Source organism: Cupriavidus basilensis (assembly GCF_000832305.1).
Classification (GTDB): domain Bacteria; phylum Pseudomonadota; class Gammaproteobacteria; order Burkholderiales; family Burkholderiaceae; genus Cupriavidus; species Cupriavidus basilensis_F.
In genome coordinates, this window is record NZ_CP010537.1 from 1,226,482 (window position 1) to 1,248,940 (window position 22,459).

The window sequence follows — 22,459 nt, forward strand, 5'->3', positions numbered from 1 at the left end:
GGCGCTTGCCGGCCGGACTCGGTTTTCGCGGGTGGTCGCTGGTTGTCGATCGATCGCGATCGCAACGATGCAGTGCATTTCAACTTCCTTTGGCACTACAATCCAGTACCGCATTCACATATCTGATGGTGCCAATTGAGATCGATCTGTGGCGACTTGCTGCTTCAGCGCCTGGGTCCGGACGGTCCCGCAGCCCTTGCGAAGCCGTTGAACCGCAGTCTTTACGAGTGCATCCGCGGCGCCATCCTCGATGGCAGCCTGGGGCCGCAGACCCGTCTGCCGCCGTCGCGTGACCTTGCATCCGAGCTCGGCATGTCGAGAAACACCGTGATGTTTGCGTACGAGCAGTTGCTGGCCGAGGGCTATGTGCATGCCCGCACCGGCAGCGGCACCTTCGTGGCGGCCACCGCGCCGGAGGCCTATCTCAATGCCAAGGCCAGCCAGGCCAGCAGCGCGCAGGCCCGGGCCATGCCGGGTCTGTCGCCGCGCGGCGTGGAATTGCTGGCCAATGCCTCGGCGTCGCCATCGCAGTGGGGCGCCTTCATGCCGGGCGTGCCGGATGTGACGCGTTTCCCGCACCAGCGCTATGCGCAGATCGCCGCCCGCCTGTGGCGCAATCCGCCCCCCGAGTGGCTCAGTTATTGCCATGGCGGTGGCTTGCCCGCCTTGCGTGAAGCCGTGGCTGCACATTTGCGGGTGGCGCGATCGGTGCAATGCGACGCCGCTCAGGTGCTGATCACCGAAGGCATTCACCAGGGCATCGACCTGCTGGTCCGGATGCTTGGCATGTCCGGCGAGCACGCCTGGGTGGAGGAGCCCAGCTACTGGGGGATTCGCGGCTTGCTGCAGATGAACGGCATCCACATGATGCCGATCCCGGTCGATGAGGAGGGGCTGACGATCCCGGCCGGGAAGGACGCAGGCCCGCCGCCGCGCTTTATCTTCGTCACGCCATCGCACCAGTATCCGCTTGGCGCCGTCATGAGCCTGACGCGGCGGCGCGCGCTGCTCGAATACGCCCGGCGCCAGGGCAGCTGGATCGTCGAGGACGACTACGACAGCGAGTTCCGTTTCTCCGGCCAGCCAATCCCGTCGCTGCAAGGGATGGAGCCGGACGCGCCGGTGATCTATATCGGCACGTTCAGCAAGACGTTGTTCCCCGGGCTGCGCATGGGTTACATGGTCTTGCCGCGCGCGCTGGCCGGCGCCTTCCAGACCGCGCATGCCGAGCTGTACCGCGCCGGCCACCTGATGACGCAAGCCACCGTGGCCGAGTTCATGCAGGCGGGCGACTATGCCGCGCACATCCGCCGCATGCGGCTGCTGTACGGCCGCCGCCGCGCCATCCTGGCAGGGTTGATCGAGCGGTATCTGGGACCCGAAGCGCTGCACCGGTACGGCAGCAATGCCGGCTTGCACCTGGTTCTCTGCCTGCCGGACGGCGCGGATGATGTGGCCATCGCGGACGAAGCCGGGCGCCGGGGCATCCTGGTGCGGCCGCTGTCGCGGTATTTCCTGGGCGGTGCGGTGCAGCGCGGGCTGTTGCTCGGGTATGCGTGCGTGCCGGAGGAGCGGATAGGGCCGGCGTTCGAGGTATTGCTGGGTTGCCTGCGGGACGCGCGGCCGCTGGCGCACTGTGCATGACGATGAGGCTGGCCCCCGGTTCGGTCCTTGGCGCCACGGCTTGCACCGCTGGCCGACGGACGCCGTTTTTGAGCAGGAAAACCTTGGCGCAAGGTATCATTCGTTCCCGGTGAACACTCAGATCACGCGCTGGAGTGGCGCAAGTACGGCTCACGCCACTCATCAGGCCAAGGATGTTCCGGGTGAGGCTCGCCAGCCCTTTTGTGATCCTGGCGCGGTTTCAAATATGTGACCTATTCAGCGGTTGCCCGGTGGCCGATTTCGCCACTAAGCCGCACGTCGGCGATGGCCGCCCCGAGTTTTGCCGCTCATACCAAGTGACGGAGCGCCGGCCACCGCCGAAGGCCGCTCCGCTCGACGCGCGACGCATGAAGGCTTCCTGCATGCGTCGCTATTCATAGCCTGCTTGTCGCCAGAACTGGCGCCCGCCGGTTCGCATGCTTGCGAACCACCAGATGAAAGTTTCCTGATGTTTGGATTTCTCCGTAGCTACTTCTCCAACGATCTCGCGATCGACCTAGGCACCGCCAACACCCTGATCTACATGCGCGACAAGGGCATCGTCCTCGATGAGCCCTCGGTGGTCGCGATTCGCCAGCAGGGCGGCCCCAATCCCAGGAAGACCATCGAGGCGGTGGGCAAGGAAGCCAAGCAGATGCTGGGCAAGGTACCTGGAAACATCGAGGCCATCCGCCCGATGAAAGATGGCGTGATCGCCGACTTCCGGGTCACCGAGCAGATGCTCAAGCAGTTCATCAAGATGGTGCACGACACCAAGCTGCTGCGGCCATCGCCCCGCATGATCATCTGCGTGCCGTGCGGCTCGACCCAGGTCGAGCGCCGCGCCATCCGCGAATCCGCGCTGGCCGCCGGCGCCAGCCAGGTCTACCTGATCGAGGAACCCATGGCGGCCGCGCTCGGCGCGGGGCTGCCGGTGTCGGAGGCGTCCGGCTCGATGGTGGTGGATGTCGGCGGCGGCACCACCGAGGTCGGCGTGATCTCGCTGGGCGGCATGGTCTACAAGGGGTCCATCCGCGTGGGCGGGGACCGGTTCGACGAGGCCATCGTCAACTACATCCGGCGCAACTACGGCATGTTGATTGGCGAGCAGACCGCCGAGGCCATCAAGAAGACCATCGGCTCGGCCTTCCCGGGTTCCGAAGTCCGCGAAATGGAAGTCAAGGGCCGCAACCTGTCCGAAGGCATCCCGCGCGCGTTCACGGTATCGTCCAACGAAATCCTGGAAGCGCTGACCGAGCCGCTCAATCAGATCGTGTCGGCGGTCAAGATCGCGCTGGAGCAGACCCCGCCGGAACTCGGCGCCGATATTGCCGAGCGCGGCATGATGCTCACCGGTGGCGGCGCGCTGCTGAGCGACCTGGATCGCCTGCTGGCAGAGGAAACCGGCCTGCCGGTCCTGGTGGCCGATGACCCGCTGACCTGCGTGGTGCGAGGCGCGGGCATGGCGCTCGACCGCATGGACAAGCTCGGCAGCTTCTTCTCCTACGAGTAACGGCGCGCAGGTCGCAACGAAGAAGGCCGGCCCTCGGGCCGGCCTTCTTCGTTGCAGTCCCGGCGCTTCAAAAGCGCCGGGCGCACCAGCGCCACTGTGCAACCGCGCTCAATCCCCCAATGCCACCCCCTCGCGGCGCGGGTCGGCACCGCCGGCCCAGGCCCACGTGCCATCGGGGCGCTGGCGGCGCATGATGGCCTGCGTGCCGCTGGTCATCTCGATCTGCGCGACCTCATGCCCACGGTCTTTCAGGCCTTGCACCAGGGCCGGGCTGACCAGGCCGGCTTCCAGTTCCGTTGGCCCGTTGCGGCTGCCGAAGTTGGGCATGTTGATGGCCGCCTGCACGTCCATGTTCCAGTCCAGCAGGCCCACCAGCGTCTTGGACACGTACTCGATGATCTGCGAGCCACCGGGCGAACCGACGGTTGCGACCAGCTTGCCGCTGTCGCGGTCGAACACCAGCGTGGGCGCCATCGACGAGCGCGGGCGCTTGCCGGGCTCCACCCGGTTGGCGACGGGCTTGCCGTTCTCGCTCGGCACGAAGGAGAAGTCGGTGAGCTGGTTGTTCAGCACAAAGCCGCGCACCATCAGGTGCGAGCCGAAATAGCTCTCCACGGTGGTGGTCATGGAAATCGCGCCGCCGGTGTCATCCACCGCGACGATCTGCGAGGTGGACACGCGCGGCGGCGAACGGTCCGGCGCCAGCGCGACGGTGACTCCGGGTGGCACGCCGGCCTCCGCCTTGTCCATGCTCTCCTCGCCGATCAGGCTGGCGCGGCTTGCCAGGTAGTCACGGTTCAGCAGCCCCGCCACATTGACTGGCACGAAATCCGAGTCCGCCACATAGAGGCCGCGGTCCGCATAGGCCAGGCGCCCGGCCTCGGAAAGCGCGTGCACAGCGTCGATGCCCGGCTCGACACCAGCAGGCGTTGCGACCTGTTTCGGCTTGAGCGCGGCGAGCGCGTATTTCGGGTTCCTGGCTTCCAGCGCCTGCAAGGTGCCGAGCATCTGCGCGATCGCGATGCCGCCTGACGAAGGCGGCGGCATGCCGCAGATCTTCCAGCGCTTGTAGTCGCTGCAAATGGGCGCGCGCTCCTTGGCGCGGTAATCCTTCAGGTCAACCAGCGAGAGCGAGCCCGGGTTGGCGCTGCCGTTGACCTGCTTGACGATCTCGCTGGCAATCGGGCCGGTATAGAGCACGTTTGGCCCGCGCCGCGCGATCTCGCGCAGCGTCTTGGCCAGCGCCGGATTCTTCAGCATGGTGCCGACCGGCCTGGGCTTGCCGTCCGGCGTCAGGAAGTAGGCTGCCATCTCGGGCGAGGCCGGCAGGAACTTGTCGGCGGCGATCTGCGTATACAGGCGCGGCGAAATCGGGAAGCCCTGCTCTGCCAGCGCGATGGCTGGCTCGAACAGCTTGGCCCAGGGCAGCTTGCCATGCTGGCGGTGCGCCAGTTCCAGCGCGCGCAGCACGCCGGGGGTGCCCACCGAGCGCCCGCCGATCTGCCCTTCGCTGAAGCTCATGGGTTTGCCGTCGGGGCGCATGAAGAGATTCTCGCTGGCGCCGGCGGGCGCGGTCTCGCGGCCGTCATAGGCCTGCACGCGCTTGCCGTCCCAGTACATGATGAAGGCGCCGCCGCCGATGCCGGTGGCCTGCGGCTCGACCAGCGTCAGCACAGCCTGCATGGCAACGGCCGCATCGATGGCGGTGCCGCCCGCGCGCAGGATCTTGCGGCCGGCTTCGGTGGCCAGGGGATTGGCGGCCGCTGCCATGTGCTTGTCGGCGTAAGTGGTGGTCATGCCCGGCCGGTAGCCGGACGAGACTTCCGGCGCCGCGGGCAGCGCAGCTGCCGTGGGAGCGGTTTGGGCCGGCGGCACCGAGGACACGCCGGTTTGCGTCGAGCATGCGCTTAGCAGGGCGAGCGCCAAGGCCAGCGGGCTGCCCCGGCGCATCAATGAAAACTGTTGAGTGGCCATTTCATTATTCTCCTGAAAGGAAAGGCATTCTAGAAATCGATGCTTGCACCCTCGGGGGTGGCAGAGCGGCGTACGGCCTCGATGGCTTCGAGCCGGCGCTTTGCCTCCTCGGGAAAGCGGGCAATGAGCGCGGCAATCAAGGTCTCGCATTGCGCCAGCGCGGGTACCTTGGTATCGAACGGCGAGCCGGTCTGTACAAAGCTGCTTAGCGTGGCCGTGGCGAAGCTGGCAACCGGCGACTTCCACTCGTCGGTAAACAGGATGATTCTTGCGCCCTGGCGATGCGCCGCGGCGGCAAAGTCGATGACGCTCTTCTGATAGCGGCGGTAGTCGAAAACGACCAGCGCATCGTTAGGCCCGATGTCGACCAGTACCTCGTTCGCCCGCTCCAGGGCAGGCTCGACGAGCCGGACCTTGGGCCGGATATGCGTCAGGTGCGACGCGAGCCGCGAGGCCAGGAACAAGCTCGATCGTCCGCCGGTGCAGAACACGGCGGACCGCGCATTGCCAAGCAACTCGACGGCGGTGTTGAAGTCCTCCTGCGAAGCGTGCTGCGCCACGCGCTCGACCGACATCGCCAGGCTTGTCAGCGAACCCTTCTGGAAGTCTTCTCCGAGTGCTGTGTCGCACCGCGCGCCGAGCCGCGAGAGCGGCGAGTTCATTGCCTCGTCAACCTCCGCCAGGAGCGCCCGCTGAAATGACGGGTAGCCGTCGAATCCCAGCTTCACGACCAGCCGGTACACGGTCGGATCGCTGACCCCGGCTTGCCCCGCGAGGTTCGAGATGGAGGTCAGCGCGGCACTTGGGTAGCTGGCAAGCAGCGTTTCCACTACCTTCAGCTCCGACGTGGTGAAGCCGGCGGCCTGGTCTGCCAGCATTTCCCTGATTGATGACCTGGCCAAGCCGCTCTCCGAAAAGGGACTGCCTGGCCACTATGCGGTGCGGCAGTATGACGTAATGAACATTACAGAACGTGAAACAAATCGGAGAATATCATTTGGGTGGTGCAACAAAAACCGCGTGGAAACCCTTGGTTTCGCCTGACGGACACCGCGTGTATTGTTTGCCGGTGAAGCGTCTGGCTCAATTCTCAGGCTTTTTGTAGCGTACGTTACAAAGTGCCGAACGCACCATGATGTCGGTAGTGTCGGTAGTGTCGGTAGCCAAGAGCCGGGACTCAACGAGCAGAGGGAGCGAAGACGTTGAAAGAGACGCCACTGATCGACTGGCTTCTCGGGCGCAGTCACTGGGCGCAACCCGACCGAGCGGGCCTGCCCTTGAACCGGCAGTTGTTCGACGACATCCGCGGTGCGATCCTTGCTGGCCAGTTGTCGGCCGGCACGCGCCTGCCGCCGACACGCGAGGTCGCCAAAGGCCTGAGCATCGCCCGCAACACCGTCCTGTATGCGTATGAGCGCCTCACCGAAGAGGGCTATACGCTGACACACGGCGGCAGTGGGACCTACGTCGGCAAGGCACCGCCCGATCCCGCGCTGCGCGAGCGCGTGTTCGGCTTGAGCCAGGCGAGCGAGATCGCGCCGCCGCGCGCAGAATCGCGCCTGTCCGCAAGAGCCCGCGAGCTGCTCGATGGCGCCGGCGCATCGGACCGGCAGGTGGGCTCGTTCGTGCTGGGCATTCCGGATGTCAGGCAGTTTCCGCGCGCGACATGGCAGCGCCTGATCACCCAGGTCTGGAAAACCGCCTGCCAGGAACAACTGGGCTATGGCACGCGCCACGGCTGCCCGCCGCTCAAGCACGCGCTGGCGCAATACCTGGCGCTCGCGCGCGGCGTCGACTGCTCGCCCGAGCAGATCGTGGTGACGCAGGGCAGCCACCAGGCCATCGATCTGTGCGCTCGCTTGCTCGCCGATCCGGGCGATGTGGTGTGGGTGGAAGACCCCGGCTACTGGGGTGCGCGCAGCGTGTTTCGCGCCGCCGGCCTGAAGGTCGAGGCGGTGCCGGTGGACGCACAGGGCATGCAGCCCCCGGTTGCGCCGCAGACCGCGCCCAAGCTCATCTTCGTCACCCCGTCGCACCAATACCCCAGCGGCGTGGTAATGAGCCTGGCACGCCGTCGTTTGCTCACGGAGCTGGCGCATCGCTACGGCGCCTGGATCATCGAGGACGACTACGACAGCGAGTTCCGCTACCACGGTGCGCCCCAGCCGTCGCTGCAGGGCCTCGATCCCCATCGCAACACCATCTATGTGGGCAGCTTTTCCAAGGTGCTGTACCCCGGCCTGCGGCTCGGCTTCCTGATCTTGCCGCCGTCGCTGGTGGATGCCTTCGCCGTAGCGCACTCCGAGTTATATCGCGGCGGGCAGTTGCAGATCCAGACCGCGCTGGCGCTGTTTATCGCCGACGGGCACTACGCCGCCCATATCCGGCGCATGCGCAAGATCTATGGCGAGCGCCAGGCGCTTCTCACGCAGGCATTGCAGAGCCGGCTTGACGGCGAGATCGATATCGTCGGCACCGATACCGGGCTGCATCTGACCGTCCTGTTGCGCCGCGCGGACGATCACCGGGTATCGCGCGCCGCGCTTGCCCACGGCATCGTGGCCCGCCCGCTGTCGTCCTACTACGCGGATCCCGTGCGCGCGCAGAACGGCCTGGTGCTGGGCTACGGCGGGGTCAGCGAGGAAGAGATCGGCCCGGCGGTAGCCCGGCTGGCGGTGGCGATCGAGTCGGTCGGTGGGGCGTGATGCGGGTGCCGGTGCCGGCTCAAGGCGCTGCGGGCCGCCTCGGACCGCGCAAGACGACCTTGTCGCCAGCCACGAACAGTGGATGCGCGCATTCCGAGGCTGGCGACGCCGCGTCAATGTTGTGCGAACCGGCAGTCCGCCGCGTTCACCAGTTTCACGAACGGCCCGCTCAGCGTCCGGTTGTGATGCGCAATGATGGCCTGCGCCGGCAGCACCGGCGTGTCCATGCAGGTATGTCCGTCCGCGACCAGCACCGGCCTGAAGCCTAGCGCCGCGGCGGCACGGCAAGTCGTGTCGACGCAGTACTCCGTCTTCATGCCGACGATGACCAGCTCGGCAACGCCGGCATCCGACAGCCAGCCTGCCAGCCCGGTTCCGGCAAAGCAGCTGGGCCGGGTTTTATCGAACACCGTGTCCGCGACGGCATCCACCGCAAGCTCGGGAAGCAGTTGCGACAGCGCGCTTCGCGGGCTCTAGCGATGAGCGTGTTGATGGTGGCGAGGACGCGCTGCCCTTCATAGGGCGCCTCTGGGCCGTTGAACATGCCGACCTGCATGTCGATGATCAACAGGGCGCAAGGTCCGGGGCTTGCACTGCCAGGCATGGTGTTTCTCCTGTGATGCCAGCGCGGGCGCAGAAACCAAAAGGCCCCGTCCATCGCTGGCGGGGCCTTGGGGTTGAAGACTTGAGCGGTTTATTCCTGGCTCATGGTCCGACCACACGACCCGCCATCAGCGGTCGTGGTAGTGATAGTGGTCGTGGTGTCGAGAGCCAGGAAGTGCATTGGCGGATCATGCAGCAGGCCGGGCGGGGCGTCAATCTCCGGCGTGGCCTGCTGACACTCGCCGCGCAGAAGCCCGGTCTGGCCGGGCTGGTGGTCAACGCTCAGTGCAGCCGAGTGCCCGCCGCCAGCAAACGTTCCAGCCCCTGGGCCAGCGTCATGCCCAGCGCGCGTCCCCAGCCGTGGATGGCGAGCACGTGGCGGCGGTAGACGGCATGGTGGAGCAGGGCGGCAAACCTGCCTTCGATATGCCAGCCGCTGTCCTTGCCCGGCGCGGCCAGGTTGGCGATGGCGCTGCTTCCCGCCAGGCTGACCAGCGAGCCATAGTCGCGATACCGGAACCCCTCGGCGTGCTTGCCCGCCAATCGCCGTGGCAGCGCTTGCGCAAGATACAGCGCTTGCTGATAGGCAACCTGCGCGCGCGTCGGGAGCTCCGCATCGAGGTCCTGGGGCCGGCAACTGGCGCAGTCGCCGATCGCGTAGATATGTTCGTCGTCGACGCTCTGCAGGGTGGGCAACACGCGGATCTGCCCTTTGGCATTGACCGGCAGCCCGAAGCTGGCCAGCATGCCCGGCGCAGCGATGCCAGCCGCCCACACCACGACATCCGCCTGCATGGGTGCCTGGCCGGCCATGGTCAGGCCGCTCTCGCTGACTGACGTCACGCGGGCGCCGCACTGGACGCGGATGTTCAGCCGCGCCAGCTGCTCGCCGACGCGATCCGCGATCCGGGCGCCGAGGCCGGGGAGCACCGCGGGCGAGGCTTCGATCAGGCAGATGTCCACGCCCGTCACCGGGTCGAGCCGGTGGATGCCATAACGATTCAGCACGCTGGACGTGCGGCGCAACTGGGCCGCGAGCTGCACGCCGGTGGCGCCCGCGCCGACGATGGCGACGCGGACTGTGCCGGTGGTTGCTTGCGGCTGTGCATGAGCCTGTGCGGTCTTGCGGCGCAAGGCGGTGAACAGGCGCTCGCGCACCTGCTCCGCGCTGCTCACGCTGTCCAGCGTCAGGGCGTGCTCGCGCGCGCCGGGCACGCCGAAGTACTGCGTGACGCCGCCAACGGCAAGCACCAGCTTGTCGTAGCCGATGGACTGGAGCTGTCCGCCCTCGCCATGGCCGGTGCCGGAGATAGCCACGGAGATGGTGCGGTTGATGCGATCCACGGCCTGCAGGTCGCCCTGCACGTAGCAGAAGCGATGGCGCTCGGCCTGCAGCGCGAAGGACGTATGGTGAACCACGGGCTCGAGCCTGCCCGCGGCCACTTCATGCAGCAGTGGCTTCCACAGGTGCGTGGGGCTGCGGTCGACCAGCACGATTTCGGCGAGCCCTGGCTTGCCTAGCCGCCTGGCGAGGCGGGTGGCGAGCTGTAGTCCGGCGGCGCCGCCGCCGACGATCACGATGGTGTTCATGGGAAACTCCGTGATTGTTGTCTTGTTGCCGCGAGCGCGTCAGGCCGCCGATTGCCGTCCACCATGCACTCCAACGCGTGGAAGTCCGGCCAGAGCGCATCCGGCGAACCTGAAAGCACGGCAGATCCCCCTGCCTGGCGCGGTGCATCGTCATACGCCGGCTGAACGGTGGCGGTGTGCATGCCGACGGCTTGCGCGGCGCGCAGGCTGCTCGGCGTGGCGCCGACCAGCAAGGCGCGGTGCGCCGGCACATCGGCCGTGCGCAGGATCAGCCGGTAAAGCTCGATCTCGGTTTCCCGGGGCAGCAGCGCGTCCGCCGTGGCGACGACAGTAAAGCGGTCCATCCAGTCCGGGCCGATGGCGCTATCGAGCAGGATGTGCAGCGTGCGCGATGCGAGCGGCGCGGCAAGCGCCAGCCGCGCGCCGCCCAGCTCCGCGCTGCGCATGAGCTGCATGGCCTGGGCACGGATTTCGGCCGGCTTGCCGGCACGCGCGCCGGTGCAAGCATCCTCATGCAAGTGGAGCGGGGTGTCGCGTTCTCGCGGTGCTGCGCCGAAGCCGGACTTGCGCAGTTCGTCCGCGCGGATGAGTACATCGTCCAGGGTAAGCACCAGCAATTCCAGCGACATTTTTCGTCTCCCTATGCACTACGTTTCGATACGCGGACGCGATTGCGTTTCCGGTCAGGGCACTATAAGGTAGCCGCTTCATATTGAAAAATTGGTTTATAAAACCGACCAATAGGTTTTCTACTATGAATCGAACCACCACCTTCCGGCAGCTCAATGCCATCGATGCCATTGCCCGCCTGGGCGGCGTTTCCCGCGCGGCGGAGGAGTTGCACATCACGCAGCCAACGGTGTCGCTGCAGCTCAAGCTGCTCGAGGAGGCGATCGGGGCACCACTGCTGCAGCGCGCGGGCCGGGGCACGCAGCTCACGCCCGCCGGTGAGGTGATGGCGGGCTACGCCGGTCAGATCCTGCGGCTGTGGCGCGAAGCCACCGAGGAGGTGGCGGCGCTCAAGGGCAACCTGGCCGGCACGCTGCGGGTCGGCGCCATCACGACGGCGGAGTACCTGCTGCCGTCGATGCTGGTGGCATTCACCGCGGACCAGCCCGACGTCAAGATCAAGCTCCATGTGGGCAACCGTGAGGAGATCGTGCGGATGCTGGCCATGCATGAGATCGATCTTGCCATCATTGGGCGGCCGCCCACGGACATCCGCACGCAGGCGACGCCGTTCGCCAAGCACCCCATGGCATTCATCGCGGCGCCGGACCACCCATTGATGGCGCGCCGCAATCTCACGCTGCAGGACCTGGTGGAGGAGAACCTGCTGGTGCGCGAGCGCGGCTCGGGCACGCGCAATACCGTGGAGCGGTTGTTCAGGGAGGCCGGCCTGCGGCTGCCCCTGGGTTCTGAGCTGTCCAGCAACGCGGCGATCAAGCGGATGGTGTCGGCAGGGTTGGGGGTCGCATTTCTCTCCCTGCACGCCTGCACACTGGAATTCCAGGCCGGCCTGATCGGGCTGTTGCCGTTGCAAGGCAATCCCATCGAGCGCGACTGGTACGTACTGAACCTGCCGGGCGTGCGCCTGCCGCGCGTGGCGGTTGCCTTCCGTGGCTACCTGGTGGAGCAAGGCCAGGCGGAAATCAACCGGCAGCTGGAGTCCTTTGACGTGATACTGCGCCGCCTGCACGCGCGCGCCCGGCGCCAGCGCAAGGCAACGCCCGCGCAAGGGGAGCGGGGATGAGACCCGGCATGCCGATGCTGGCGCGTTGGCGTATGGGAAATCCCTCGGTCTGGGCAATCACTTAACAATAGATGAAGAACAAGTCCCTTCTGATTGCCGCAGCGGCAATCGCCACAATCGCCATCCTGGCTTACCCCGCATATCTCTACTGTTATGACGGCGTGGCCTACGGCGGCAAGGCGTACAGCCCTAACGGGGCCTTCTACTATCAGAAGTACAAGCTGGCCAGCTGGCGTAGCTGGGTGCCGATCATGGCCTTTCCGGGACAAGGCTCGGACAAGCTCTACTATGTGAACGGCTATGTGCGGGTGTACACCGCCGCGGGGAAGCAGATCGGCCAGGCATCGGCGCGCGGCGTGCCGCTGGCGGAGGTGTTCTGGGCTGGCGATGCGTTGGTGGTGATGGATGGCAGCGCCGATGAGGATGGCCCCATCATGCTGCCGGGGCGCTCGGACTGAGCGGCGCAAGGCATTCAAGTTTGCGGATGGCTCGCCGTTAGCAGGGGCAACCGTTGATTTCGAAAGTAGACCTTGCGCCTCACCACTGAATACGACCGCCCCGCCAGCAGGCTGCTGCCGGCCGAGATTGACGCCAGCGCGCAGCATGCCGAGCCGTCCGTCATCGACTGGCTGCTGCACGATGACCAGGTGATCCGCGAGTGCTTTCGCCATGCCGCCGCGATCCTGAAGAATGCGACGGGTGCCGCCATGACGGCGGTCACGTTGCTCGACGAGGAGCACCAGCACTATCGGGCCGCGGTGGGCATGCCGCTTTCGCCTATCTCGCGCAAGCATTCGCTTTGCGATCATGTGGCGCGGCACGGTGACCTGTTCGTGCTCGAAGACGCGCTGGCCGATCCACGCTTTGGCGAATGCGTGCTGGTCAGATGCTTCCCCTTCGTGCGTTTCTACGCGGCGATCCCGATCAAGGGGCCCTGTGGCACGGTCGTCGGTGCGCTCTGCGCGATGGATTCGGCGCCGCACCGCATCACCCTGGCGCAGTGCGAGGTCTTCAGGCACCTGCGTGCCATGGTCGAGAACGACCTGAAGCTGCGCACCGCCACCGCGATCGATCCGCTCACGCAACTGTTCAACCGGCGCGCCATGCTGGAGAGCGTTCGCCGCAGATGGCATGAAACGGCCGACGGAGAAGAAATCGGCGCGGTCATGGTCGACGTCGACTGGTTCAAGCGATACAACGACGCCTACGGGCATCCGGCGGGCGACACCTGCCTGCGCGAGGTCGCATCGGTGCTGCAATCGATTGCGGATGCGCATCGCATGATTGCCGGGCGCCTGGGCGGGGAAGAGTTCGGGCTGCTTCTGTGCGGCGCGCCACGGCCAGCGCTGGAGACGGCGCTGGAAGACCTGCGCCTGAGCGTGGAGCGCTTGAAGATCGAGCACCGCGGCTCGCCGTTCGGCAGCGTGACGCTGAGCATCGGCGCCTCGCTGGCGCGCAAGAAGGGTGCCGTCGAGCCCGGGTCTCGCGAGGGGGTCGCGCTTGCGGACCGCGCACTCTATATGGCCAAGGCCGACGGCAGGAACAAGGTGGTCATCATCTAGTGTCCTGAATCACAAATTCGTTGAGTAAGTCGTCCGATAAGACGCACGATCCGTCGTCACGAATGCTCGCAAGGCACCAGCCTTGCTGCGCTTCGCTCCTAGGCTCGCACGCCTTCTCGGACAACTTATTTCTTCAACGAATTTCAGACTCAGGACACTAGAAAGGCTAACGCGCTGACTGGCTAACTCGCTAGCAGGCCGCCGCACCTAGCGGCCTGCGCCCATTGCACGAACCCGGCATGGCGCGCCAGCAGGCGGCGTGCCGTGTTGTAGTCCGGCGAATCGATGCGCGGGCCCTGCGCGGGCTTGCCGTCGCGCGCCGCCTCGTACCTGCCAACCCTGTCTTGCGCCTGCGCGACCTGCTGCGCCGATGGTGTCAGCGCGGCGTGTATCGCGGCGACCTGATGCGGGAACACCGTGCATTTCGCCTTCAGCCCGATCCGCCGGGCCCAGGCGAGGTCCGCAGCCAGCGCCGTAGCATCCTGGTAGTTGAACGGACAGTCGATCGGCACGCAGCCTGCGGCGATGCAGTCCACCAGGAAGCGCGCGCGCACATGATGCAGCTCGATGCCGTCCGGGCCGCGCACCGCGTCAAGATCCGCGCTCAGGTCTTCCGCCGCCAGCAGGCAGGCACTGACGCGCGGGCTGGCCGACAGGATGGCTGGCGCGGCAACGATGCCCCGCGCTGATTCCAACGTCGGCACGATCTCGGTGTGGCCATGCGGCAGGCCAAGCTCGCGCTCAAGGCCGGTGATCTGCTGGTCGAGCGCCAGGATCTGCGCGCCCGACTCGGTGTGCGGCAGCAGGACCGCCGCGGGCGCACCCGGCAGCACGCCGTGCAGGTCATCCAGCCCGTCGCCATCCAGCTTGTTGATGCGCACGGCGCCGACAATGCCGCGTGCCCGGCATTCGCCCATCAGGGCGGCGATCCGCGCGCGCGCCGCGGGACGGTCCGCGGGGCTGGTGAATTCCTCCAGGTCGGCGACCACCACATCCGGGCCGCTTTCCAGCGCCGCGTGCTGGCGCACGGGGTCCAGGCCGGGCACGAACAGCCAGCTGCGCCGCAGTCCTGGCGGCCGTCTTGTCGCTTGGGCGTTCATGGCGTTTCTCCCGTGGCGGGCGCGTGGCCATCGCCCTGGAACAGCACGGCACTGGCCGGCTCGCCCGCCTGCAGCCGGGCCAGGATTGCCGGCTCGGCTTGATCGGAAGCCAGCGCCTGGCCGATGATGCCGGCGGCGACTTCCGGCGCCAGGAACAGCACGCCGTTGTCATCCGCCAGCACGATGTCTCCCGGGTTGACGGTGACGCCGCCGCAGATCACCGGCGCATTGACGGCGCTGCCGCCGTCGTCGATGCGCTTGGTGGTCAGCACGCTGGTGCCGCGCGCGAACACCGGCATCCCCATGGCGCGCAGCTCCAGGATGTCCGTCACCACGCCGTCCACGATGATGCCCCTGGCGCCGGCGCACAAGGCCGCGGTGCCGGTGACGGCGCCAACGGGGGCATGCGCATGGTCGCCGCAGGCATCGATCACCAGCACATCGCCGGGCGCGAGGCTGGCCAGCGCCCGGTTCACGGCAATGGCGTTGGGCGTGGCCAGGCGCAGCGTGACGGCACGGCCAACGACCTTCACGTTGGGCGCGAGCGCGCGGATCTCGTGGCTGGCAAAGCCGTCTTCAAGGAAGTGCCCGAGCGTGGGGAAGCTCACGCGTTCAAGCTGGCGCAGCAGCGCCGTGTCAAGTCTGGCTTGCATGGCGCTCACTCAGGACAGCGAGGTGGTGGCGTCCACCCCGGTGGCCGCCGCCGGGGCATGCCTGCTGAGCGTCTCGGCCAGCAGCAACAGCGCGACGGCGGAAATCAGCGCGGAGCCGATCATGTACCACGCAACGGAAGAGCCGCGGCCCGTGGCGGACAGCAACGCGGTGGTGATGATCGGCGTGGCGGCGCTCCCCAGCAGCCCGGACAGCATGTAGCTGATCGACAGGCCCGAGTAACGCACCTTGGTGCCGAACAGCTCCGCCAGGAACGTGGCGATCGGGCCGTAGTTGGCCGCGAAGGCGCTCATCATCAGCAGGTAGCCGAGCAGGGCGAACGAGAACACCTTGGTGTCCAGCAGCCAGAACAGCGGGAAGGCCAGCAGCGCCTCGGCGATGATGCCGCCGATGATCACCGGCTTGCGGCCCACCTTGTCCGACAGCAGGCCAAACAGCGGCAGCAGCACGATGCACAGCGCGCACGAGAGCAGCGCGATGGTGAGCATCTGATTGCGGGAGAAGCCAAGCGTCTGCGTGCCGTACGTCAGCCCGAACGCCACGATCAGGTTGAAGGCCGTGCCGGTCGACATCGTCGCGATGCCGCCCAGCAGGACCTGCTTCCACGATTTCGTCAGCACTTCGGCCAGCGGAATCTTCACCTGCGCGGCGGTGGCCTTGACCTTGCTGAACGACGGCGTTTCCGACGTGTTCAGGCGGATGTACATGCCCACGCCCACCAGCAAGACGCTGGCCAGGAACGGAATGCGCCAGCCCCAGGACAGCAGCGCCTCATTCGGCAGCACGGCATTGCAGAGCAGGAACGCCAGGTTGGCGATCAGCGTGCCGGCGGGCACGCCGATCTGCACCCACGATCCGTACAGGCCGCGCTTGTCGGCCGGGGCGTGTTCCACCGCCATCAGCACCGCGCCGCCCCACTCGCCGCCCAGGGCCAGGCCCTGTATCACGCGCAAGGTGAGCAGCAGGATGGGCGCCCAGATACCGATCGAGCGGTAGTCCGGCAGCAGGCCGATGGCAAAGGTGGCCGAGCCCATCATGATGAGCGAGATCAGCAGCATGGACTTGCGGCCGACCTTGTCGCCGAAGTGGCCGAACAGCGCGGCGCCGAGGATACGGGCCAGATAGGCCGATGCGAAGGTGCCAAAGGCGAGCAGCGTGCCGGTGAGCGGGTCGAAGGCCGGGAAGAAGACCTTGTTGAAGACCAGGGCCGAGGCCGTGGCGAAGATAAACAGGTCATACCACTCGACCGTGGTGCCGATGACGCTGGCCGCGGCGATCTTCTTCATGTTGCGGGGCGCTCGCCCGGCTTCGGGCTGGTGGATGGGGGCGTGGTCGGGGTTCATGAGGCTTTCCAGTAATGCGCGCAGGCTTGGGCACGCGTGAGGTAAGGGGGCCGGTGCTAGGTGATGCTTTAGGTATTTTTGTTCGGGTGGTCAGGCCAATATAGCGTAGATGGCCGATAAATTAAGCGTAATAGGTAGTTGTTCTAGGTCAGGTGGGCGGGTGGTCCGGCCTGTTGTGGCGAATTTCACCACTTCGGCTTCGTTAACGCAAGCCACGTGCCAACAACAAAAGTGCCTAAATAGCACTTTTCGTTAAGGTCTGCGTGTGGAATTGGTGCGAAAGTGGGCGGCTGGGGGAGCCAGGTTGGGCCTGGCTTGCACCAGCGATGTGCGCTCGGACCCGGTATGTCCGGCCCGGCAAGGGTCTGTCTGGCCTACTCGGCGATGTCTTCGGACAGGCGCGACACAATCGCCAGCAGGTGGAACGACATGGCGTGGCGCGCCCGGATGGGGTCCCGCGCCACAATCGCGCTGACGATGCGGTCGTGCTCGCCAACCGCCGCGCGCCAGGCAGACGCGTCCACAAAGTGCTTGTCGAGCCGCTTATACAAGGGGCTGGCTTCGCACAGATCCCATACATGGGTGACCACCGATGCCAGCGCCGCATTGCCGCAAGCATCGGCGATGGCCTGGTGGAAGGCTCGGTCATGCGCGAAGTCGCCAGCTTCCGGCGACTGATCGGGGTTCATCTTCCGGTGCGCCTCTTCGATGGCGGCGATCTGCTCGGGGGTGCCTTGCTGGGCCGCCAGCGCCGCGCATTCCGGTTCGAACAGCGTGCGCGTCTCGATCAGCTCGAACGGGCTGGCTTCCAGCGCCGCGCCCAGGCGGGCATCGATCTCGGCAGCCGGATCGGGCTCGGTGCCGTTGGTGGCGGCCTGCCCGTTCTCCTTGGGTTCCAGCACGAATACGCCGCTGCCGACGCGCACCTCGATATAGCCGCCGATCTCGAGCGCGATCAACGCTTCGCGCAAGGTCGAGCGCGCGACGTTGAGCTGCTCGGCCAGCTCGCGCTCCGCGGGCAGGCGCTCGCCGGGGGCGAACTCGCCTGCGCTGATTTTCTTGGCAATCTGGTCGGCGATCAGCCGGTAAAGGCGCTGCGCTGAAACCGCTTGAAGTAAGGACATGAAGGCAAGGCCGCTGCAAATTGACTGATGGTCTGATCAATACAGCAAAACCCGGTGTCTGTTCAAGGGGCAGGGTGGGTTTCTCCCCGCTTTCCGGGGCGCCTGCGGGAGTGGTCCGGCCAATATGGCCTCGGATTGGCGGCAATCCGGGTGTGCGCTTCGGGTGCTTTCGGTCAACTTTCCCGCACATCGCTGTGCGTGTTCCGGGCAAAACGTGAAGTAATCGCCATCAATTGGACTGACCACCCTGTCAAAAAATCAAAAGTTTTGGCATTTTTTCTGCGAAAGCCATAGAATTGGTCCGGCCATCGGTTGAGTTACAAGCCAGGCGACGCAAAAAGCGGCTTTAGCGCCATCCGACGGGTCGCACTGGTCTGACCCTAAGCCTGACCCGGAGTGCTTTCCCCCGATTTCCCGGCCGGCCCCTCGTGGCGCTAGCCGTCCAGATCCAGATCCAGATCCAGACAAGACAGCAGGACACCAATGCAATGGAGCATGCAATGAAGAACGCAGACCTGGTACGCCGCAAAGATGCCGCCACGCCCCGTGGCGTTGGTGTGATGTGCAACTTCTATGCCGAGCGCGCCGAAAACTCGGAACTGTGGGATGTCGAAGGCAACCGCTACATCGACTTCGCGGCCGGCATCGCCGTGCTCAATACCGGTCACCGCCATCCGCGCCTGGTGCAAGCCATGCAGGCGCAGATGGAGCGCTTCACGCACACCGCCTACCAGATCGTGCCCTACGCCAGCTATATCGAACTGGCCGAGAAGATCAACGCCCGCGCGCCGGGCGCGTTCGCCAAGAAGACCGCGTTTTTCACCACCGGCGCCGAGGCCGTCGAGAACGCCATCAAGATTGCCCGTGCGGCCACCGGGCGCCCTGGCGTCATTGCCTTCTCTGGCGGTTTCCACGGCCGCACCATGATGGGCATGGCGCTGACCGGCAAGGTCGTGCCGTACAAGGTGGGGTTTGGCCCGTTCCCGGGCGACGTGTTCCACGCGCCCTACCCGTACGGGTTGCATGGCGTGAGCGTGCAGGATTCGATCAACGCGCTGCACCAGTTGTTCAAGGCGGACGTGGACCCGAAGCGGGTCGCGGCCATCATCTTCGAGCCGGTCCAGGGCGAGGGCGGTTTCAACGTGGCACCCGCCGAGTTCGTGCGCGCGCTGCGCGCCATCTGCGACGAGCACGGCATCCTGCTGGTGGCCGATGAGGTGCAGACGGGATTTGGCCGCACCGGCAAGCTCTTCGCCATGGAGCACTACGACGTCACGCCGGACCTGACCACCATGGCCAAGAGCCTGGCCGGCGGCATGCCTTTGTCGGCCGTTTGCGGCCGGGCCGAGATCATGGACGCGCCGGCCCCCGGCGGGCTGGGCGGCACCTACGCCGGCAACCCGCTGGCGGTGGCTTCGGCGCTGGCGGTGCTGGACGTGCTGGAGAGCGAGAAGCTGATCGAGCGCGGCGCCGCGCTCGGCCAGCGGCTGCAGGACAAGCTCGATGGCCTGAAGTCGCGCGTGCCGGAGATCGGCGAGGTGCGCGGCGTGGGCGCCATGATTGCCGTGGAGTTCCGCAAGGCCGACGGCCGCCCCGATCCCGAATTCACGCGGCAAGTGCAAGACCGCGCCCTGGAGCGCGGCCTGCTGCTGCTCTCCTGCGGAGTCTACGGCAACGTGGTGCGCTTCCTGTTCCCGCTGACCATCCCCGATGCCGTGATGGACGAAGGGCTGGGCATCCTGGAGGCCGCGCTCCTGCAGTAACCGCCGGCGCGCAAGCCCAGGCCCGCAAACATCGCATTCAAGACTTCGAAGGATCGCCGCACCCAGGCTGAAGCGCGCGGCGATCGCAAAAACGGAATTCACGACCATGAACAAGCAATCGCCGCAAGCACTGCCGGCGCGCACAGCGCGCAACGGCGGCCAGATCCTCATCGACCAACTGATCATCCAGGGCGTGAAACGCGTCTTCCTGGTGCCGGGCGAAAGCTATCTGCCTTGCATCGATGCGCTGTACGACCATCAGGACAAGATCCAGCCCATCGTGTGCCGGCAAGAGAGCGGGGCGGGCTATATGGCGGAGGCGCAAGGCAAGCTGACCGGCGAGCCCGGCATCTGCTTTGTCACGCGCGGCCCCGGCGCCACCAATGCCAGCATCGCCGTGCACACCGCCTACCAGGATTCGACCCCCATGATCCTGTTCGTTGGCCAGGTCGGCAACGATTTCTACGAGCGCGAAGCGTTCCAGGAGGTCGACTACCGCCGCATGTTTGGCCAGATGACCAAATGGGTGGCGCAGATCGACCGCACCGAGCGCATTCCCGAATTCATCGCGCGCGCCTTCGCGGTGGCCACCAGCGGGCGGCCCGGCCCGGTCGTGCTGGCGTTGCCCGAAGACACGCTGTGGGGCAAGGCCACGGTGGCCGACGTGCCACGTTACCGCCGTGCCCACAGCGCGCCGACGCCCGACGCCGTGGCCTCGCTGGCCGAACTGATCGAGCAGGCGGAGCGCCCGTTCCTGCTGCTGGGCGGATCGGGCTGGACGCCGGCGGCCTCGCGGCAGATGGAAGGGTTTGCCGAGCGCTTCGCGCTGCCGGTCGGGGTAGCCTGGCGCCGCCTGGAGTGCTTCGACAACCATCATCCCAACTTTGCCGGGCACGTGGGCTGGGCCATGCCCGAATCGCTGCGCAAGCGCGTACAGGAAAGCGACCTGCTGATCGCCGTGGGCACGCGCATGGGCGAGGCCACCAGCGAGGGCTACACGGTGGTGGAAAGCCCGCTGCCCAGGCAGAGGCTGGTCCATGTGTACCCCGACGCCAATGAGCTTGGCCGCGTGTTTCATCCCACGCTGCCGATTGCCGCGGACGTGGTTTCGTTTGCCGCCGCGGTGGCCGAACTCTCCCCATCGCGTTCCCCGGGGGCGCGCAACGCCGGGCACGACGCCCACCAGGTGTACCTGGCCGAGCAGGAACCCAAGGCCGCGCCGGGCGCCCTCAACCTCAACGTGGCCGCCTGCCACGTCCGCGACAACGTGCCGCAGGACACCTGCATTACCGTTGGCGCGGGCAACTATGCCTTGTATCCGCATGCCTACTACCGCTTCAAGGGCGTTGGCACCAGCCTCGCGCCGACCGTGGGATCGATGGGCTACGGCCTGCCGGCGGCCATTGCCGCCAAGCTCGAGAACCCCGATCGCACCGTGATCTGCTATGCGGGCGATGGTTGCTTCCAGATGAACCTGCAGGAACTCGGCGTTGCCATGCAGTACCGGGTCGGCATCGTCGTGCTGGTCTTCAACAACGGCATCTGGGGCACCATCCGCGCGCACCAGGAGCGCGAGTTCCCGGGCCGCACCGTGGCGCTTGGCTTCGACAATCCGGAGTTCAGCGAACTGATCCGCGCCTATCGCGGGTATGGAGAAATTGTCGCCAGCGATGAAGCGTTCGGTCCCGCTTTTGCGCGTGCCCTTGCATTCGCCAACACCCAGCAGCTGCCTGCCTTGCTGGAGCTGCGTTATGACGCGGACGGCATCGCGCCGGGCATGACCTTGTCGCAGATCCGCTCGGACGCACTTGCCCGGCAAGCGGGCGCGAAGTAATGGCCACGACGGCAAGGAGAGAGACCATGAGCATGCTGGCAATCAACGGCGAGCGCCTGTGGCAGTCACTGATGGACCTCGCCGCGATCGGCGCCACGCCCAAGGGCGGCAATGCGCGCCTGGCGCTGACGGCGCTGGATGGGCAGGGGCGCGACCTGGTGACCGGTTGGATGCGCGCAGCCGGACTGAGCGTGACGGTCGACCAGGTCGGCAATATCTTTGCCCGCCGGGCTGGGCGCAACAACGCGCTGGCGCCGGTCATGACCGGCAGCCATATCGACACGCAGCCCACCGGCGGCAAGTTCGACGGTTGCTATGGCGTGCTGGCCGGCCTGGAAGTCATGCGCACCCTGAACGACCACGGCATCACCACCGAGGCCCCGCTCGAAGTGGCCATCTGGACCAATGAAGAAGGCTCGCGTTTTGTCCCGGTGATGATGGGTTCCGGCGTGTTTGCCGGCGTCTTTGCGCTGCAGACCGCGCTGTCGGCCACCGATGTGGCGGGCAAGCGGGTGGCGGATGAACTGGCGGCCATCGGCTATGCCGGCGACGCGGAAGTTGGCCGCAAGGTTGGCGCCTACTTCGAAGCCCATATCGAACAGGGGCCGGTGCTCGAGGCCGAGGGCAACGTGATCGGCGTGGTGACCGGATCGCTGGGCCTGCGCTGGTACGACGTCACCGTGACCGGCATGGAGGCGCACGCTGGCCCCACGCCGATGCCGCTGCGCATGGACGCGCTCTATGGCGCCACGTTCCTGATGCAGGAAGTGATCCGCATCGCCAACGACTTCGCGCCGCACGGGCGCGGCACGGTGGGCGTGGTCAAGGTCCATCCGTCGTCGCGCAATGTCATTCCCGGGGCGGTGACGTTCACGGTCGACCTGCGCCATCTCGACCCGGTGCGGCTTGCCGCGATGGATGCGCGCTTTCGCGCGGCTTGCGCCGCCGTCGCGGACGGCACCACCACCGGCGCGGCCCTGGATGTGGTTGTGCAAGACGTGCAGTACTTCGCGCCCACGCCGTTCGCGCCCGAGCTGATCCGCCACGTGCGCCAGGAAGCCGCCGCGCGGGGCTACAGCCATCAGGACATCGTCACGGGCGCGGGCCATGACGCGGTCTATATCGCCGGCGTGGCGCCCACCGCGATGATCTTCGTGCCATGCAAGGACGGCATCAGCCACAACGAAATCGAAGACGCCAAGCCGGAGCATCTGGAAGCCGGGGCCAATGTGCTGCTCGGCGCCATGGTGGCGCAGGCGAACGCGAGCGCCTAAGCGGG

General features: G+C 66.5%; 17 protein-coding genes and 1 pseudogene. 9 read left to right on the forward strand and 9 right to left on the reverse strand.

Annotation, left to right across the window (positions count from 1 at the left end):
* The first annotated feature begins 135 nt into the window (after window positions 1-135).
* Together RR42_RS26165 and RR42_RS26170 are read left to right on the forward strand one after the other, a co-directional pair.
* Window positions 136-1,644 (forward strand): PLP-dependent aminotransferase family protein, encoded by a 1,509-nt coding sequence (locus tag RR42_RS26165; protein ID WP_082055114.1) that lies wholly within the window; start codon window positions 136-138, stop codon window positions 1,642-1,644.
* Between the two features lie 469 nt (window positions 1,645-2,113).
* A complete protein-coding gene (locus RR42_RS26170) occupies window positions 2,114-3,157 on the forward strand; it encodes a rod shape-determining protein (protein ID WP_043354275.1) in 1,044 nt (347 codons plus the stop codon).
* Between the two features lie 108 nt (window positions 3,158-3,265).
* Here RR42_RS26170 and ggt read toward each other — a convergent pair whose 3' ends face one another.
* Both ggt and RR42_RS26180 read right to left on the reverse strand, forming a co-directional pair.
* The gene (gene ggt / locus RR42_RS26175) at window positions 3,266-5,131 is read right to left on the reverse strand and encodes a gamma-glutamyltransferase (protein WP_043354276.1); all 1,866 of its coding nucleotides are present in this window, start codon (window positions 5,129-5,131) and stop codon (window positions 3,266-3,268) included.
* A 29-nt stretch (window positions 5,132-5,160) separates the two neighbouring features.
* Complete coding sequence (locus tag RR42_RS26180; protein WP_144409954.1) at window positions 5,161-6,033, reverse strand: MurR/RpiR family transcriptional regulator; 873 nt, start codon at window positions 6,031-6,033, stop codon at window positions 5,161-5,163.
* A 300-nt stretch (window positions 6,034-6,333) separates the two neighbouring features.
* On the opposite strand from RR42_RS26180, the gene RR42_RS26185 reads away from it, so the two are divergent.
* Window positions 6,334-7,836, forward strand: a complete 1,503-nt coding sequence (locus tag RR42_RS26185) for a PLP-dependent aminotransferase family protein (RefSeq protein ID WP_043354283.1) — start codon at window positions 6,334-6,336, stop codon at window positions 7,834-7,836.
* Window positions 7,837-7,949: 113 nt separating this feature from the next.
* Here the strand turns inward: RR42_RS26185 and RR42_RS26190 are convergent.
* From RR42_RS26190 to RR42_RS26200, 3 genes and pseudogenes are all read right to left on the reverse strand, one after another.
* A pseudogene (locus RR42_RS26190) lies at window positions 7,950-8,440 on the reverse strand (isochorismatase family protein).
* A gap of 281 nt (window positions 8,441-8,721) precedes the next feature.
* Window positions 8,722-10,029, reverse strand: coding sequence for an NAD(P)/FAD-dependent oxidoreductase (locus tag RR42_RS26195; RefSeq protein WP_043354286.1), 1,308 nt, complete (start codon window positions 10,027-10,029; stop codon window positions 8,722-8,724).
* On the reverse strand, window positions 10,026-10,658 hold the full coding sequence (locus RR42_RS26200) for a hypothetical protein (RefSeq protein ID WP_043354290.1): 633 nt from the start codon (window positions 10,656-10,658) through the stop codon (window positions 10,026-10,028). Before RR42_RS26200 ends, RR42_RS26195 begins: the two co-directional genes overlap by 4 nt.
* Before the next feature lie 125 nt (window positions 10,659-10,783).
* On the opposite strand from RR42_RS26200, the gene RR42_RS26205 reads away from it, so the two are divergent.
* The 3 genes from RR42_RS26205 to RR42_RS26215 all read left to right on the forward strand — a co-directional run bounded on the left by RR42_RS26205 (window position 10,784) and on the right by RR42_RS26215 (window position 13,344).
* Window positions 10,784-11,782 carry a LysR family transcriptional regulator gene (locus RR42_RS26205; protein WP_043354293.1) on the forward strand — a complete coding sequence of 333 codons (999 nt, stop codon included), beginning with the start codon at window positions 10,784-10,786 and terminating at the stop codon, window positions 11,780-11,782.
* 71 nt (window positions 11,783-11,853) lie between these two features.
* Window positions 11,854-12,240 (forward strand): hypothetical protein, encoded by a 387-nt coding sequence (locus RR42_RS26210; RefSeq protein ID WP_052494977.1) that lies wholly within the window; start codon window positions 11,854-11,856, stop codon window positions 12,238-12,240.
* Between the two features lie 72 nt (window positions 12,241-12,312).
* Window positions 12,313-13,344, forward strand: coding sequence for a sensor domain-containing diguanylate cyclase (locus tag RR42_RS26215; protein WP_082055115.1), 1,032 nt, complete (start codon window positions 12,313-12,315; stop codon window positions 13,342-13,344).
* Between the two features lie 182 nt (window positions 13,345-13,526).
* Here the strand turns inward: RR42_RS26215 and RR42_RS26220 are convergent, their stop codons facing one another.
* The 4 genes from RR42_RS26220 to RR42_RS26235 form a co-directional block, all read right to left on the reverse strand.
* Window positions 13,527-14,444: an HpcH/HpaI aldolase/citrate lyase family protein gene (locus tag RR42_RS26220; protein ID WP_043354296.1), complete on the reverse strand. Its 918-nt coding sequence runs from the start codon at window positions 14,442-14,444 to the stop codon at window positions 13,527-13,529.
* Window positions 14,441-15,097 carry an RraA family protein gene (locus RR42_RS26225; protein WP_043354298.1) on the reverse strand — a complete coding sequence of 219 codons (657 nt, stop codon included), beginning with the start codon at window positions 15,095-15,097 and terminating at the stop codon, window positions 14,441-14,443. The genes RR42_RS26220 and RR42_RS26225 overlap by 4 nt, the downstream gene beginning before the upstream one ends.
* Before the next feature lie 9 nt (window positions 15,098-15,106).
* Window positions 15,107-16,459: an MFS transporter gene (locus RR42_RS26230; RefSeq protein WP_052494978.1), complete on the reverse strand. Its 1,353-nt coding sequence runs from the start codon at window positions 16,457-16,459 to the stop codon at window positions 15,107-15,109.
* Window positions 16,460-16,833: 374 nt separating this feature from the next.
* A complete protein-coding gene (locus tag RR42_RS26235) occupies window positions 16,834-17,583 on the reverse strand; it encodes a FadR/GntR family transcriptional regulator (protein ID WP_043354300.1) in 750 nt (249 codons plus the stop codon).
* Window positions 17,584-18,083: 500 nt separating this feature from the next.
* Here RR42_RS26235 and gabT point away from each other — a divergent pair, with 500 nt between their 5' ends.
* The 3 genes from gabT to RR42_RS26250 all read left to right on the forward strand — a co-directional run bounded on the left by gabT (window position 18,084) and on the right by RR42_RS26250 (window position 22,454).
* Entirely contained in the window at window positions 18,084-19,346 is a 1,263-nt protein-coding gene (gene gabT, locus RR42_RS26240; RefSeq protein WP_043354303.1) for a 4-aminobutyrate--2-oxoglutarate transaminase, read from the forward strand.
* A gap of 106 nt (window positions 19,347-19,452) precedes the next feature.
* Entirely contained in the window at window positions 19,453-21,180 is a 1,728-nt protein-coding gene (locus tag RR42_RS26245) for a thiamine pyrophosphate-binding protein (RefSeq protein WP_043354306.1), read from the forward strand.
* A gap of 26 nt (window positions 21,181-21,206) precedes the next feature.
* Window positions 21,207-22,454: a Zn-dependent hydrolase gene (locus tag RR42_RS26250; RefSeq protein ID WP_043354308.1), complete on the forward strand. Its 1,248-nt coding sequence runs from the start codon at window positions 21,207-21,209 to the stop codon at window positions 22,452-22,454.
* Window positions 22,455-22,459: the final 5 nt, after the last annotated feature.

What these genes read in the sequence shown, in the direction of transcription:
- RR42_RS26245 (WP_043354306.1), top strand. Translation starts at nt 19,453, where the DNA reads ATGAACAAGCAATCGCCGCAAGCACTGCCGGCGCGCACAGCGCGCAAC.
- RR42_RS26195 (WP_043354286.1), bottom strand. Translation starts at nt 10,029, where the DNA reads ATGAACACCATCGTGATCGTCGGCGGCGGCGCCGCCGGACTACAGCTC.
- RR42_RS26200 (WP_043354290.1), bottom strand. Translation starts at nt 10,658, where the DNA reads ATGTCGCTGGAATTGCTGGTGCTTACCCTGGACGATGTACTCATCCGC.
- RR42_RS26225 (WP_043354298.1), bottom strand. Translation starts at nt 15,097, where the DNA reads ATGCAAGCCAGACTTGACACGGCGCTGCTGCGCCAGCTTGAACGCGTG.
- RR42_RS26230 (WP_052494978.1), bottom strand. Translation starts at nt 16,459, where the DNA reads ATGAACCCCGACCACGCCCCCATCCACCAGCCCGAAGCCGGGCGAGCG.
- RR42_RS26235 (WP_043354300.1), bottom strand. Translation starts at nt 17,583, where the DNA reads ATGTCCTTACTTCAAGCGGTTTCAGCGCAGCGCCTTTACCGGCTGATC.
- RR42_RS26170 (WP_043354275.1), top strand. Translation starts at nt 2,114, where the DNA reads ATGTTTGGATTTCTCCGTAGCTACTTCTCCAACGATCTCGCGATCGAC.
- RR42_RS26210 (WP_052494977.1), top strand. Translation starts at nt 11,854, where the DNA reads ATGAAGAACAAGTCCCTTCTGATTGCCGCAGCGGCAATCGCCACAATC.
- gabT (WP_043354303.1), top strand. Translation starts at nt 18,084, where the DNA reads ATGAAGAACGCAGACCTGGTACGCCGCAAAGATGCCGCCACGCCCCGT.
- RR42_RS26205 (WP_043354293.1), top strand. Translation starts at nt 10,784, where the DNA reads ATGAATCGAACCACCACCTTCCGGCAGCTCAATGCCATCGATGCCATT.
- RR42_RS26250 (WP_043354308.1), top strand. Translation starts at nt 21,207, where the DNA reads ATGAGCATGCTGGCAATCAACGGCGAGCGCCTGTGGCAGTCACTGATG.
- RR42_RS26220 (WP_043354296.1), bottom strand. Translation starts at nt 14,444, where the DNA reads ATGAACGCCCAAGCGACAAGACGGCCGCCAGGACTGCGGCGCAGCTGG.
- ggt (WP_043354276.1), bottom strand. Translation starts at nt 5,131, where the DNA reads ATGGCCACTCAACAGTTTTCATTGATGCGCCGGGGCAGCCCGCTGGCC.